Source organism: Methanoregula sp. (genome assembly GCF_050010295.1).
In the GTDB taxonomy this organism is placed as follows: Archaea; Halobacteriota; Methanomicrobia; order Methanomicrobiales; family Methanospirillaceae; genus Methanoregula.
In genome coordinates, this window is record NZ_JBEKLH010000002.1 from 75,541 (window position 1) to 88,498 (window position 12,958).

Here is a 12,958-nt window from a genome sequence, read left to right on the forward strand (position 1 = left end):
TTCTCGTCACTTCCTTATGAGGCCGCAGGCGTCCTGCAGAACCTCGATTGCGCCCATGATCCGCTCGTTCGCAGCGATCTCGACATCGACCGGGAATCCCTTGAAGCAGGGTTCTCCTGTTGAGAACGTGTAGGCCGGGACGATCCGGTTTGCCCAGGGCCCCATCGGGATGTGACCAAGGCCCGGGACGAGGTCCTCGCGGGTCTCGACAGCTTTCACAATAACGCTGCCGGCCGAGCTCGTGACCCTGACATTGGTGTTCTTCCATATCCCGAGTCTCTTCATGTCGTCGGGATGCATATGAATGATCGTGCAGGCATCGAAGTATTTCTGGGACGTCTTGCCTGCCTCCATGCCGACACCCTGCTGGATGGTCCGGCACGTGATCATATTGAGGGTAATTCTCTTCTCTGCCATTGCATCTCCTCGTATATCAGGTCAGACCTTGGCCAGGAATTCAGTTCCGCCTTTCCCGGAGAGGCTGATCACTTCGTACGGGCACGCTTCGACGCATACGCCGCATCCTGCACAGAGTTCAGCCTTGAAATCGAGGCTGACCGCGACACCGTCCTGCACCTGGTAGATCTTCTCCCTGGTGACAGGGTCAAGCGTAAAGAGCTCGAGAGCATTGACCGGGCAGGCAACAACACAGTTATTACAACCCGTACACCGTTCCATGTTTACATGTACTGCAAAAGCCATGCACATCACACACAAATTTTTGATCAAATTTGCTTAATTCAGAAGTTGACCGGGGAGAGTAATTAAAGATTGTTTTGTTTACAGACGATAAAATGGAATTAATTAATGCTCGTTCTTTTATTTTGTACATGGTTAACCCATGACATTGGTTATCTCAACCAGTTGACAACCGGTGAGAGAAAATCCTGTATGGGGAGAGTGTTTCTTTCAGGAAAAATTGTATAAAATTTATCCAAATAATTATCCGGATTTTTTATTGCCGGAATTTTCCCTTACGCGCAGGATGATAAAATCAATTGTTATATCTGTGAGTGGAATAGTATTGGGTTTCCATGCACCGGAGAGCATCACAATCACATCCGTATATCGCTCATTTTCTTTATTGTTTTCGTCCTCTCATCACGCACAATCCCCGGGTTCTGCTGATAACTGAGACCTCTGAAAATCCCGTATCTTCAAAAAACCGGGTAACTTCATCAGCAGTCAGGAACCGGACGAACCGGAAGAACCTGCCTTTGATTGTCTCCTGCCGGTATTGGGTGGCAATCTCCCCGTCTTTCTCGATGAAGCCCAGAATTAAATCTCCTCCCTTCACCAATACCCGGAAGGTTTCATGCAATACTGGAAGCGGGTTTTCCAAAAAAACAGATGACTATCATCATCAGCACATAATCGAAGGTTTCTGGTAGATACGGCAGGTGCTCTCCTTCACCTTGCACAACCGCTACCCCCCGGGTTTTCGCCATCCCAATGAGTTTGCGGGACGAATCGATGCCATAGCGGATGCCAAACGGGACAGCGAACCTGCCGGAACCAACACCCACTTCAAGACCGCGACCGTTATGAGGTACTGCTTCCCGCATCATGCGGACCTGTTCCTTATAAACATCGCCGTGCATCTCAAACCACCGGTCATAATCTCCGGCAAACTCATCAAAAAACCGGCAGGAGGAGATCATATGCCTTTCCTCTCTGCAGAGTCCAGACGGGTCTCCATCTTTTGCCGGATTGTCTCTTCAATTCCCTTCAAACGGGAAATACCGGGCTGGCCTTCCCGCTCATAGAACAGCAAAAGGTGAAAATAATCTGCCACCAGGTCCTGGAATTCTTTTTTATATCGCACTTCGACGTTACGGTCCCCGATAAATCCCTTGATGGAGATGAAATGCTCTTTCTCAAACGAGAAAAAAGGTTTCTTTAATTGTTCCAGATGACGGACCGTGCCGAATCGCTCTAAAAATATCAAAAAATTTTCGGTAAGCGGTTCATCGAGGACGTACTCTTTCATGAGCGAGCCATCGGTGCAGACCTTCGTCTGCACGGACTTAAGAATCAGCACTCTCTGCCACCTCACGGACCGCTTTAGCAGCTTTCAAGCACTCTTCCGGAGTATTGAGATAGGAAAAGCTGACGCGGATAGTTCCCTTTCCTCCATCGATCCGGTCGTGGACGAGCGGGGCACAGTGGAGGCCGGTACGGGTGATGATACCATACGCCTTTGCCAGAATGTAGCCGACCTCATCATTATCCATGTTCCTGATGTTGAAAGAGACCACCGGGAGATCGGCAGCCGGGTTGTAGAGGATGATATTCGGATCCCTGGTGAGTTTGCCGATGAAGCGTGAGGTAAGGCTCCTGCATTTAGTGGTGATTGCATCCTGCCCCTCTCGTTCGATGTAACGGATGCCGGCAAGGAGCGAGGCAATACCGGGATAGTTCGGTGTCCCGGCCTCGAACTTCTGCGGCATATTCTGCGGGTGAGCAAGTGTATGGGAATCCGTACCGGTGCCACCCTGCCGGATGGAGGCGATGGTCTCAGGGTCCTGGAGGTAGAACCCCCCGATACCCGGGAGCCCGAAGAGCGCCTTGTGCCCGGTAAAGACGAACGCACCTGCAGGGATCTCTGACAGGTTGATGGGGATCTGCCCGGTGGTCTGGGACCCGTCAACGATGAGGAAGATATCGTTTGACGCACAGTATTCCGCAACGGGCCGGATGTGTTGTAAGGAGCCGAGTACGTTACTGCCATGGGTCATGACGACAAGGCGGGTATCGGACCGTATGGCGTTTTTGATCTTCTGCAGGGTGACGCGGCCATCATCGAAAGGGAGTGTGGAGAGGGTGAGCCGCCCTTCCCCCTCAAGAGTATGCAGGGGGCGGAGTACGGAGTTGTGCTCCAGTTCTGTCGTGATCGCGTGGAATGGTGTTTTCTGGTTTTTCACAAACCCGTGGATGAGCAGGTTCAGGGAATCCGTTGCGTTCTGCGTGAAGATGAAATGGCCCGGTTCCTCCGCATAGAAAAATGTTTCAAGGGCATCCCGGGTCACAGAGGGATAGTCCGTTGCTCCTCCGGCAGTTGACCGCCCGTACTCGAAAAAGGGAGTCTGCAGGCACCGGGCAACTTCTGAAAGTACTTCCGGTGGTTTCGGCCACGTTGTCGCAGCATTGTTGAGGTAGATGAGGGGCGTGTCAGCGTCAGGTGGTGCATGCTTCATGGAGAGAACCTGTGATGAATAGCTTCAGTGTTTTTTCAAACGCAATAAGATCATCGGAAAACGAGGATGATACCGTATCCGGATGTGTGGTCTGTGGTTTCCTGCGAGGTCGGCCATGGCAATATTCTTGTTTTCCCCTTACAATAATTCCGGATCCGGAGGGGAACATAACGGGAGCCTCAGTACTTGTGAAAATTTTATACTATCCAAATTTCCCTGACGCGCAAAATGGATAGTCAGCTGATGATTGTAAATACGGGTTTTCTCAAAAGTTACCGCATCCGATAATACCACAACGCTTTATAAATCCATTCTTTAAAGTGATACTGAGGAAAGATCGTGGCAGACGATGACGTTTCATTCGAATCCGTTGAAGTAGCATTACGGTCTGAAATAGGATTGTGGTCTGCGAGAATGATGAAAGATGCATATCTGTCCCGTCCCGGGAAGACCACGGATGATCAATGGTGTGCCACGCGTTCACAACCCTCGGGCATTCTGCAGGAGGATGAAGAGCCCGGGCCAAATGCCATGGTCTACCTGACAAAAATGTCAGCCCGGACCCCCGATGTTGAAATAACCAGAATTCTTAAGGAAGATCCTGACCGTGAGGTGAACCGGCATAACCATGATTTTTCCACCTTGGTGCTCACCTGCAGTATACGAATAGGGGATCCCTCCACGACCCGTTTCATCAATGCAATCGTAACCTTTGATTTTCCTCCCGAGATAAAAATTCTCGACTACTCTCCAAAAGAGAAGGGGATCATCACAGGGATAATTGAAACCTGTGGGGATGGGATCTCCATATCCCCGGCCCTGGATTTCAGTGCGCCTGCGTTGCAGCGGATATCCGTTCACGTCAAAAATACGGAACGGTTCCGGGTCACGGTTGGGCCGGAGGAAAAAATGAGCGGTACCTACAGTAAAAAAACCGGGTACACGCTCGAAATGCCGGTATGCGAGCTGCTTGAATACGAGGGCATGCGTAATAACGGGCATGAAGTGTGCTGGGAGATATTTCCGTCGATGCCTCCACAGGATATCGAACTTCCGGCAAACGAGAGGCTGGCAGTTTTTCCCCTCATTATCCAGACTCCCCGGAATACCTCTCCCGAAATGAACGTTCGCATAGAAGGCAAGGTGAAAGGTGATCTCTGGGGGGTTATTCCCATAAAAGGCTCGGTCGTTTTATCACAAAACCGCACCGTTCCGGACATTCGTTAAATGTCTGTTCAGAAATTCAGATCTAGATCTGGAGATTTTCCCCAATCGATCTCCGTTCAACCGGGAGGGGAACGTAAAACACCTGGCATCCGGACTGACGTGCCTTCGCATCGCCCCTTCTTCCGGCAGCCGTGGCAAAGCCCGCTCCCCTCTACACCGGAGCCTCCTTCCTCCACCCCGTGGCATACGCCTGCATTCCGGGTATTCACTCTTCTCAGGAATATCCGGTCCGTCAGGTCCGAAGGCAGGACTGGTGCCGGGCCCCCTGCAGATCCATTCAGAAGAACAGGATTCTCTGGTGGTCCACCCGGACGTTGGCCGGCGGGTAGAAAAAAATCTTTCCCAGTCCGGGGAATCCGATGTCAAGGACCGCATTCAGCGTCTTGCTCTTGGTGACGCCTCGTTTCTGGAACGAAGGTATAAGGGCAAAAAAGTGAAGGTTCTCGCTGCCGGCCACCGCATTGATGACGTCCTGCAGGTTGAAGGGTACCGAATCCGGGGCAGTCTTGTGGGTCCCGGCAAGAGCATAGACCCCGTCTTCCATGAAGATGACCCGGGTGAGGATGCCCTGGTGTGCACAGGCAACTGCAAACGAGACCGCGCCAAAGGTATGCTCCGTGCTGTACGGGCTTTTTGTGACGAGGATCGTGACCGGGGGTGCAGTGCCGCTCTTCTCCGCACGATCGAAGGAGATTGCCGGCCCCTTCTTCGGGAGCTGGATGGACCCGGCATTGTCCGCAATGACGATGTGGTTCTGCCCTAACCGGTCAATCATTGCATTCATGTCCCTGATCCTGAAGGGCCTGATAGTACAGGTTGAGATGATGACCCCCTGCCCGTCATCCCAGGTGCTGTACCCCCGGGCTGTTGCACACCGGTTGCACCCGAGGATTGTGCTCTGGAGGCCCTGCCTGAAGGCATGTTCGTGGAGTTCCTCGATGGTGCGCCCGATATTTTCTGACTCTGTGGGATTCTGCCCGATATGACCAATATGAATGCCGTCGAGGTACGCATACAGTTCCACGGACATGCCGGCTTCAAGTGCAGCCGAGAGACACCGGACACCATACCAGGCTGAGCGATGCATATACGGGGACTCTGACTGGAGCCAGCCCACCGAGTCCGGGAGCGGCGGCCGGTTCTTGCGGATAAGATCGGCAACATCCTTCCAGAACGAGGGCTGGCCACGATCACCGAGGCCGTTCTGGTCGATCAGGTGGTCGGGATATTTCATCCGGAGATGCTCGATGGAGATGCCGCGGAGTTCCAGTTCCCGCCGGTCGCACAGGATTTTCACTGAAGTCAGGGAGAGGATAACCGACCAGACCTCCTGTGCATCCGGGTCCTCAAGACTGTACAGCGCATCGCCCGTGACAAAGAATGTAAATACCGGGCTCTCCGTTTTTCCCCGGTGTACCAGGGTTTCGGGATAGAGCTGGACAAAAAAAAACTTGAGGCATTCCTCGATCCACGAGAGCCGCTCGGTGGATACCGCCGTCGAGAGAAGGAAAAAATGCGTGGTCATGGTGCGCCGGGCCCTCTGGAGGGAATCATTGTCGTGTCATCCTGATCTCCCACGTGTCGGGCGATAGTCTCCGCAGATCCGGATCCATCCCGTTGTCGTGGGCCAGACTCGGAATATACGTCGTGGCAGCGGAGTTATTATTGCAGGTAATGATTAATTCATCGGATGGCTTTAAAGCCTTTGCTTCCCTCTCCACGACAAGCAGGCAGTACGGGCTGGTCTTCCTGGTAATATCAAGCCTCTTCCTCTGCATTGCTGGTACATACTTCTTTCTTAGATGAAAACCTTTCATGGAGCCGTATCCTCTACCATTAGCCCGGGACTAGGTATATTTCGCCGCCCCGGATCCGTAAGAAGTAAACCCAATAAGGAAGTACGCCCAACAAGGATTATCATGAGTGAAAAGGTTACCAAAAAAGACTTCGGGAGAATCCGGCCACACTCACAGGATCGCCTGCGCGCAGATATTGTCCTTTGCAGAAAAAATGAAAGCCGCCAGGAGAGCTGTTGGCAAGTACTGCGACTCGTTAAGGATCAAGAGCCTCTGATGCCAGCCGGGCTGTTTTGAATGAGCAGGTTCCTTCATGTCATTGCGCTCAAGGATGCCGTGGCGACGGCTACCCGGATAGCCCCGGCACCGGTTCCGGAGAAGATGCCGGTGGGATCTGCGACCGGACGCGTCCTGGCTGAGGACATACCTGCAGACATGGACATCCCCGGTTTCGACCGCTCTGTTGTTGACGGATACGCGGTCCGATCCGAGGATACGACCGGTTCTGGCGATACAACTCCTGCCCATCTCCAGTGCAGCGGTATGGTCGTCATGGGTTCTCTTGATCCCAACCTTACAGTCACCCAGGGAACCTGTGTCTATATCCCGACAGGCGGTGTCCTTCCCAAAGGTGCCGACGCGGTGGTTATGCTGGAGCATACCGAAGAGACTGCCGATACCGTGCTCGTGAAACGGCCGGTCTCCTACGGGGAAAATGTCCTCCTGCATGATGATGACTTCAGCAAAGGGGAGATCGTGCTTGCTGCCGGCAGAAAGCTCACGCCGCAGGATATGGGATTCCTTGCAGCAGTCGGCTGTACCGAAGTTACGGTTGCGAAAAAGCCGGTAGTTGGTATCATCTCTACCGGGAACGAGCTGGTCCCGGCAACCGCCCGGCCCGGGCCAGGGCAGGTACGCGACGCGAATGCCTCCATGCTTGCCGCGTATCTTGCGGAGTACGGGTGCGAGACATGGCTCTATGGGATCGTGCGCGATGAACGGGAAGCGTTTGAAACCGTGACCAGCCGGGCAGTCAGGGAATGCGATGTGGTTCTCATTTCGGGAGGGAGTTCCAAGGATGACCGGGACATGACTGCAGGTGTCATTGCAGGCAGGGGCGAGGTGCTGGTTCACGGGATTGCGATAGCGCCCGGAAAACCAACCATTATCGGGCGGATCGAAGGAAAGCCGGTCATCGGTCTGCCGGGCCATCCGGCAGCGGCATTTGTTGTGCTCATAGCGGTCGTGACCCCCCTTCTCGACCGGATGCTTGGCCTGAAGAAGCCGGTGCTCCGGGCCACCGGCGCCGTGCTGGGCGAAAGCATCCCCTCCCAGAAGGGACGTGAGGAATATGCCCGTGTCCGGATCGACAATGGTGTTGCGACCCCTCTCTTCGGCAAGGCCGGGCTCCTGAATACGCTGGTAAAAAGCGACGGCTTCGTCCGGATCCCACCCGGCTGTGAGGGTCTGGAAAAGGGAACCTTCGTTGAGGTGATCCTGTGGTGAAGCATTGCCTCGAAGTCATGACCCTTAACGATGTCACTGCACTGCTCTTCCGCGAATCTGCATACGTGGCTTCAACAGATCCGATTTCCCTGATTACCTACGATTTCCCCAGAACTGCATCCATTTGTCTTAGCCTGAAGATCCCCCGGGCCGGTCCGCACAACTTCTAAAAAAAGGTTCGTTTTCCGTGCATTCAGGGATTTACCGGTTTTACCGGGCCTGCTTCGGGGATCTCCTTCAAGATCTCATTCCTGAATTTTTCGAAATGGATCTCATCCAGCTGTTCGGAAAGGAGCCTGCCGCTCCACGCCCGCCGGTATACCCAATCGATGATCTTGCCGATCACAAAGAGGACCTGGTCCTCGGTCTCTACGGTCAGCAACTCCCGTCCGATTTTCGGGTGCCGTCCTCGCCGCCCACCGACTGTGATGAGGAAGTGGTGGTGTGCCGTCTTGAGCAGGTTGAACGAGCAGGATTTAACGCACATACCGCACTGGATACACTTCTCCTCGTTCAGTTCCGAGATTCCGTTCCTGATCTTTATGGCCTTCTCCTTGCAGTAATAGACGCAGGAACCGCAACCGGTGCAGAGGCCGGGAGTGCGGACCGGACGGATCCTCCCGATGACGCCGATCTCGTTGAGCATGGGACTCGTGCAGGAATTCGGGCAGCCTGAAAGGGCGATGCGCATCTTGACCGGCATCTCCCTCCCGAAGAGTCTCTCGTCGATCCTTTTTGCAAGGCTGATGGTATCGATATTTGCGTATTTGCACCGCTCGGTCCCGGGGCAGGAGATGATATTGACGACCTCATCTTTCTCGGACCCGATCGGAGTACCGTTCTTCTCAAGTTGCTGTGAAAGTCTCTTGAGGCGGGAGGGATTGACATGCGGGATCTCGATTGTCTGTCGTGTCGTGCAATGGACCACGCCGCTCCCGTATTTTTTTGCGATCTTCGCGATACCCCGCAATTGCTCGATGGTGAGTATCCCGGCCGGTGCCCTGATCCGGATGGTGGTGAAATCGGGATCCCGTTCGGTGATGACACCGCCTTTCATGTGAATGCCAAAATCTTTCTGCATCTACCAGTATTGAGAAGAAACTGATTATTAATCATAGGGTTATGATATTGCGTGCCGGCGACCGAAAACTCCGGACTGATACTGCTGATTGAGGGAAGATTAACGTAAATGTCAGCCGATCAACGGGGGAAAATCGGTTCTATCCCGTAACGATACGATAAATTCACCGTGAACGCGGAACGCAGACTATCTGGTGTTCCCGGTTGTCCCGCTTCGCCGAAAACTTTTTTTTAGATATATACAAGGCGGTTAGAACCTGCTGGTGTTCGGCTGGTTGCAATTGAGGTGGGAGGAATACCGGGGAGATTCCCCTTGGCATCAATAAGGAGGTTTATCTCACCCATCGGCTTTGCAACTGCCTGATGGGCGATCATCGATCCATTGACATAGACTTCGACCGTGAGCGTGTCTCCTGAGTAGTCCAGCTTCCGCACCGTTGCCTGTATGAATCCGTCACTCCTCAATGTTTTATAGAACTTGTCTCCGGAACCGGAAACCTGGTAAAGATATCCGGGATTGCCCACCGTTCCGATAAATGTGCCGGGATACACAATCCGTATCCAGATACCGCTGGGGGGTATCGTCAGAGGAGTGATCGTTGGTGTTACCTGAACAGTAACCACTGGACTGGTTTCCTGTGTGTGCAAATTGCTGGTGCTTCCGGATGAGAAGGTAGACAGGAAAAATGCTCCCCCTACGATCAGGATCACCGCGATAACTACGAGGACTGCAACCGTTCCAAGTAACTTTTTGAACGGTGGTTTGACCGGATGAGGGATATGTACGCCATCATGCACGGCTGGTTTTGGTTCCGCGGGTTCTCCAGGAATGGTTACACCCGTTTCACCACCAACAATCTCAATGAGAGCACCGCGGTCTTCCCCTTTGCGGGTTCGAGTACGTGTCGGTGTTACCATTTCTTGGGGAACAGCTGCAAACTCAGGGATCTTTTGAGAGGGTGACAAAATAATTTCCGGTTGTAATTCGTCTCCGTCACTTTTTATTGATGCATCATCTTCCGATAATTCAGGGTTTCTTCCACCGGGAGATGCCACATAAGCAGGGGTCGAAACCACGGGCTCATCGCGCGGAATTTTCGCATCCTGGTCAGAAATCAGGGATTTTGCTGCCACAAGGACCGTATCGGCAAAGGAGGTCCGGGAACTGGTCTGAGTCCCGGGCATCAGGTCAGATACCTCTTTCTGTGATTCTGCAGATGTGTGCTCCGCTGAAGATTCAGGTCTTTCTGCCGGAAGACCTGACGATTCAGCGGCAACTGGTGAACCGTCCTCTTCCTGCGTGTCCGAATCTTCTTCTGAATCAGATGTTTTTTGAATCTCTGCACCGGCCCTTTCAGTTGATTCCGAATCGATTGTCTGTTCTCCCGCAGTAGTCCAATCTTTAAAAAGTTCCGATCGTTTCAGGATGGTTGTACCTGATGAAAATTCTGTGTCACTCAGGGAAGAGAATGCGTCCGGTTCATCATGAGTCACGACAACTTCAGTGACTTCTGGAGGGGTTTTTAATACTGAGGAGTGCGGGCGGAGGTGATCGGGAGCGTTCCAGCGGCGGACAGAAGGCCGCATACCTGTGTCCTGATCTGCTGGCATGGAATCTGAGTTGGCACCGTTCTGCCGGGCCGATATTACGAGTTCAATAATTTTCTTTACCCAGAGATCCCGCTCCTCCTTCCGCAGTTCGGCAGGCTGTTGGGAAAATATCAGATTGGTCACCGTCGGCTCATCGGGGCCACCCGTGTCGCTGCAGGAGATGGAGATAACTGGTTCGCCGGTGGGGATCTTCCCGCCTTTCACGGTGAGTATTGTAGAAAAAGGGATCATCTGGGGTTCAAAGCGTGCGTACCGGTTATCAACTAGGATGATACGCCGGGTCGTGAGCATCATGTCGAAGATGGCGGAGCCGACACTGATCTTGGGGGTTGTCAGAATTATCGTTTCACCACTGTTCAGGTAGGGGCCGGCCATGGTACACCTGTCTCTTCTAATTGTGTTTTCTATGGTGATATGCTTTTTAGGTAAAGTCTGCTTTTTCCGTATCTGTATGATATGGCATCTGTTTACAGGATATTAAAATTCAGAAAGAAAGGATGAATAATAGCCAGCTTCCTGTCTTTGTGACGATCGTTTATTGATGGGATTTGGATATTGTAATGTATACTTTGGTATCGATAGACAGAGCAAGATACGAATACGAATAATAAGGATTAATGCGAAGTGAAGTTTTTGAGAATGGCCGGACAGATCTGGAATTTTTTTAGGCTAGATCTGGACAAGCCAATAACCTACAAATTAAAATTTTTTAAATGCTGCCGAATCGCCAGCTAGCTTACTGACGCAGGGAATATTTTTGAGAGTCCGATGATGAATATCCGGTAGATGAGAAAATAATTCCCCGGTTCCAGTTCACCGGGGAATTCCCCCTGAGTCAAAATACTGGTTAAAGTATGTGTGTGTATGCGTCCGGTTGGTGCGTGTTTCCAAAGGGACAATAATTATGTTAGACATCTCTGTTTATAATATTTTTTATTTAACTTCATATAAAAATTAATTTAAATTACTTAATATGGGTGTACCTGGCCCTGGAAAATTCTATATAAAAACCGAATACACGGAGAGCTGAAAGACTATTTTGATTTGAACACGCTACCGTATCGGTAATTTCCGGTATAGCTTTCTGTTACCGATATGTATTTTAAGAATGAACACAATGACCAAACCTAATCACGCATTGGCGTGTTAGAAAGTACCGGAGATGTTCGTGTATGAAAATAAGTGCAAGAAACATATTGAAAGGCAAAGTAACGCGGATCATACCAGGGAGTGTAAACTCGGAAGTCACGCTCAAACTTGCAGACGGATCGGAGATCACATCCATCATCACAAAGAAATCCGTCGAGACACTGGGTCTCGCCCCCGGTGTTACCGCGTATGCGGTTATCAAATCCAGTGAAGTGATGATCGCTGTCGATTGATTACTAACTCCCTGTTTTTATATTTCCGAATACTCTTTGTAAGATTTTATTTCTCAAAAAACTGAAATATTAATTAATTATAGTTATCAATTTTAAAAGTTAAATGAAAATAGTTTTACGTAATAAGGATCTATAGGATTGCATTCAAAGGAATGATACTATGAAACGGTCATTGAGTAAAAACAGTCTTGTCCTTATCGGTATCGTATGCGGACTCCTGCTGGCCACGGCATTCCTCGCAGGCTGCACCTCCACCGCCCCGCAGTCCCAGACCCCGGTAGCAACACCGGCCCCGGTCTCTGCAACACCTGCCCCAACGCCCCAACCTCTCGTGACGACAGCTGCACCGGTGTCAACACCGGCTGTTGCTGCGACCACGGGCACACCCAAACCTACGTTTACCCCGTCTCAGGGCAATGTGGTGGCGTACACCGCAGCCTCTCTTAGCGGGGTCTCTCCGAAGCTTGCGTCGGATTTCGAAAAGATGTATCCCGGAGACCAGGTCGTGTTCAACCTCGACGGGACCCAGGCGCTTAAGACCCAGGTCGAGAACGGTGCCTATGCAGATGTGTTCATCTCCGCCAGCAACACCTACACAAACACGCTCAAGGGAGAGGGCTATTTCGTTAATAGTACGGTGCATCCTCTTACATCAAACTATGTTATCGTCATCCTCCCTGCCAGCAACCCCGGTAATATCCAATCCCTGGCCGACCTGGCAAATCCCGGGGTGAAGATCGCGATGGAGGACAAGAGCGTCCCGGCCGGTACTGCCACCGTAGCAGTGCTTGCCAACCTTGCGAAGTCCACCTATAACGCGGACTGGAACGGCTCCGTTTTCAAAAATGTGGTCACGTATGAGACCTCGGAACCGGCTGTTGCGACCAAGGTCTCACTCGGTGAAGCGGACGCAGGATTCGTGTACGAATCCACCTATACGGCAGCGCCCAAGAACACCTACCTTGCCATTACCATACCGAAGAAAGACAATTATCTCCAGACCTACACCATTGGTGTCCTGAAAGGATCCACCAGTACGGGTGCATCTGCGGATTTCGAGAATTTCATGCTTTCTGCCTTCGGACAGCAGGACCTCAAGGATTATGGGTTCCGGCCCCTCTGAACCTCCTGATTTTTTTATCCGGACTTCTAGTACATT

At 51.8% G+C, this 12,958-nt stretch carries 14 protein-coding genes; 5 read left to right on the forward strand and 9 right to left on the reverse strand.

Features of this window, described 5'->3' with window-relative positions:
* Window positions 1–6: 6 nt before the first annotated feature.
* The 5 genes from ABSB80_RS03355 to ABSB80_RS03375 form a co-directional block, all read right to left on the reverse strand.
* Window positions 7–417, reverse strand: a complete 411-nt coding sequence (locus tag ABSB80_RS03355) for a molybdopterin dinucleotide binding domain-containing protein (protein ID WP_428368155.1) — start codon at window positions 415–417, stop codon at window positions 7–9.
* A gap of 21 nt (window positions 418–438) precedes the next feature.
* Window positions 439–702 carry a 4Fe-4S binding protein gene (locus tag ABSB80_RS03360; protein WP_428368157.1) on the reverse strand — a complete coding sequence of 88 codons (264 nt, stop codon included), beginning with the start codon at window positions 700–702 and terminating at the stop codon, window positions 439–441.
* Window positions 703–1,313: 611 nt separating this feature from the next.
* Entirely contained in the window at window positions 1,314–1,661 is a 348-nt protein-coding gene (locus tag ABSB80_RS03365) for a class I SAM-dependent methyltransferase (RefSeq protein ID WP_428368159.1), read from the reverse strand.
* Window positions 1,658–2,041 carry a hypothetical protein gene (locus ABSB80_RS03370; protein WP_428368161.1) on the reverse strand — a complete coding sequence of 128 codons (384 nt, stop codon included), beginning with the start codon at window positions 2,039–2,041 and terminating at the stop codon, window positions 1,658–1,660. The genes ABSB80_RS03365 and ABSB80_RS03370 overlap by 4 nt, the downstream gene beginning before the upstream one ends.
* Window positions 2,028–3,197, reverse strand: a complete 1,170-nt coding sequence (locus ABSB80_RS03375) for an aminotransferase class V-fold PLP-dependent enzyme (protein ID WP_428368163.1) — start codon at window positions 3,195–3,197, stop codon at window positions 2,028–2,030. Before ABSB80_RS03375 ends, ABSB80_RS03370 begins: the two co-directional genes overlap by 14 nt.
* 417 nt (window positions 3,198–3,614) lie before the next feature.
* Here ABSB80_RS03375 and ABSB80_RS03380 point away from each other — a divergent pair, with 417 nt between their 5' ends.
* Window positions 3,615–4,424: a hypothetical protein gene (locus ABSB80_RS03380; protein WP_428368165.1), complete on the forward strand. Its 810-nt coding sequence runs from the start codon at window positions 3,615–3,617 to the stop codon at window positions 4,422–4,424.
* Between the two features lie 277 nt (window positions 4,425–4,701).
* Here ABSB80_RS03380 and ABSB80_RS03385 read toward each other — a convergent pair whose 3' ends face one another.
* Both ABSB80_RS03385 and ABSB80_RS03390 read right to left on the reverse strand, forming a co-directional pair.
* The gene (locus tag ABSB80_RS03385; protein WP_428368167.1) at window positions 4,702–5,949 is read right to left on the reverse strand and encodes a DsrE family protein; all 1,248 of its coding nucleotides are present in this window, start codon (window positions 5,947–5,949) and stop codon (window positions 4,702–4,704) included.
* Between the two features lie 25 nt (window positions 5,950–5,974).
* Entirely contained in the window at window positions 5,975–6,202 is a 228-nt protein-coding gene (locus ABSB80_RS03390; RefSeq protein WP_428368169.1) for a sulfurtransferase TusA family protein, read from the reverse strand.
* A 315-nt stretch (window positions 6,203–6,517) separates the two neighbouring features.
* On the opposite strand from ABSB80_RS03390, the gene ABSB80_RS03395 reads away from it, so the two are divergent.
* Window positions 6,518–7,726, forward strand: a complete 1,209-nt coding sequence (locus ABSB80_RS03395; protein WP_428368171.1) for a molybdopterin molybdotransferase MoeA — start codon at window positions 6,518–6,520, stop codon at window positions 7,724–7,726.
* A 193-nt stretch (window positions 7,727–7,919) separates the two neighbouring features.
* Here the strand turns inward: ABSB80_RS03395 and ABSB80_RS03400 are convergent, their stop codons facing one another.
* Complete coding sequence (locus tag ABSB80_RS03400) at window positions 7,920–8,807, reverse strand: ferredoxin-like domain-containing protein (RefSeq protein ID WP_428368173.1); 888 nt, start codon at window positions 8,805–8,807, stop codon at window positions 7,920–7,922.
* A gap of 230 nt (window positions 8,808–9,037) precedes the next feature.
* Window positions 9,038–10,300 (reverse strand): hypothetical protein, encoded by a 1,263-nt coding sequence (locus ABSB80_RS03405; RefSeq protein ID WP_428368175.1) that lies wholly within the window; start codon window positions 10,298–10,300, stop codon window positions 9,038–9,040.
* Between the two features lie 277 nt (window positions 10,301–10,577).
* Here ABSB80_RS03405 and ABSB80_RS03410 point away from each other — a divergent pair, with 277 nt between their 5' ends.
* The 3 genes from ABSB80_RS03410 (at window position 10,578) to modA (ending at window position 12,922) form a co-directional block, all read left to right on the forward strand.
* Window positions 10,578–10,781, forward strand: a complete 204-nt coding sequence (locus tag ABSB80_RS03410) for a hypothetical protein (protein ID WP_428368177.1) — start codon at window positions 10,578–10,580, stop codon at window positions 10,779–10,781.
* A gap of 808 nt (window positions 10,782–11,589) precedes the next feature.
* Window positions 11,590–11,799, forward strand: a complete 210-nt coding sequence (locus ABSB80_RS03415) for a TOBE domain-containing protein (RefSeq protein WP_428368179.1) — start codon at window positions 11,590–11,592, stop codon at window positions 11,797–11,799.
* Between the two features lie 160 nt (window positions 11,800–11,959).
* Window positions 11,960–12,922 carry a molybdate ABC transporter substrate-binding protein gene (modA, locus tag ABSB80_RS03420; protein WP_428368181.1) on the forward strand — a complete coding sequence of 321 codons (963 nt, stop codon included), beginning with the start codon at window positions 11,960–11,962 and terminating at the stop codon, window positions 12,920–12,922.
* The last annotated feature ends 36 nt before the right edge of the window (window positions 12,923–12,958 follow it).

Excerpts from the sequence above, each read along its gene's own strand:
- ABSB80_RS03355 (WP_428368155.1), bottom strand. The coding sequence starts at position 417 with ATGGCAGAGAAGAGAATTACCCTCAATATGATCACGTGCCGGACCATC.
- ABSB80_RS03360 (WP_428368157.1), bottom strand. The coding sequence starts at position 702 with ATGGCTTTTGCAGTACATGTAAACATGGAACGGTGTACGGGTTGTAAT.
- ABSB80_RS03365 (WP_428368159.1), bottom strand. The coding sequence starts at position 1,661 with ATGATCTCCTCCTGCCGGTTTTTTGATGAGTTTGCCGGAGATTATGAC.
- ABSB80_RS03375 (WP_428368163.1), bottom strand. The coding sequence starts at position 3,197 with ATGAAGCATGCACCACCTGACGCTGACACGCCCCTCATCTACCTCAAC.
- ABSB80_RS03380 (WP_428368165.1), top strand. The coding sequence starts at position 3,615 with ATGAAAGATGCATATCTGTCCCGTCCCGGGAAGACCACGGATGATCAA.
- ABSB80_RS03385 (WP_428368167.1), bottom strand. The coding sequence starts at position 5,949 with ATGACCACGCATTTTTTCCTTCTCTCGACGGCGGTATCCACCGAGCGG.
- ABSB80_RS03390 (WP_428368169.1), bottom strand. The coding sequence starts at position 6,202 with ATGCAGAGGAAGAGGCTTGATATTACCAGGAAGACCAGCCCGTACTGC.
- ABSB80_RS03395 (WP_428368171.1), top strand. The coding sequence starts at position 6,518 with ATGAGCAGGTTCCTTCATGTCATTGCGCTCAAGGATGCCGTGGCGACG.
- ABSB80_RS03400 (WP_428368173.1), bottom strand. The coding sequence starts at position 8,807 with ATGCAGAAAGATTTTGGCATTCACATGAAAGGCGGTGTCATCACCGAA.
- ABSB80_RS03410 (WP_428368177.1), top strand. The coding sequence starts at position 10,578 with ATGGAGATAACTGGTTCGCCGGTGGGGATCTTCCCGCCTTTCACGGTG.
- ABSB80_RS03415 (WP_428368179.1), top strand. The coding sequence starts at position 11,590 with ATGAAAATAAGTGCAAGAAACATATTGAAAGGCAAAGTAACGCGGATC.
- modA (WP_428368181.1), top strand. The coding sequence starts at position 11,960 with ATGAAACGGTCATTGAGTAAAAACAGTCTTGTCCTTATCGGTATCGTA.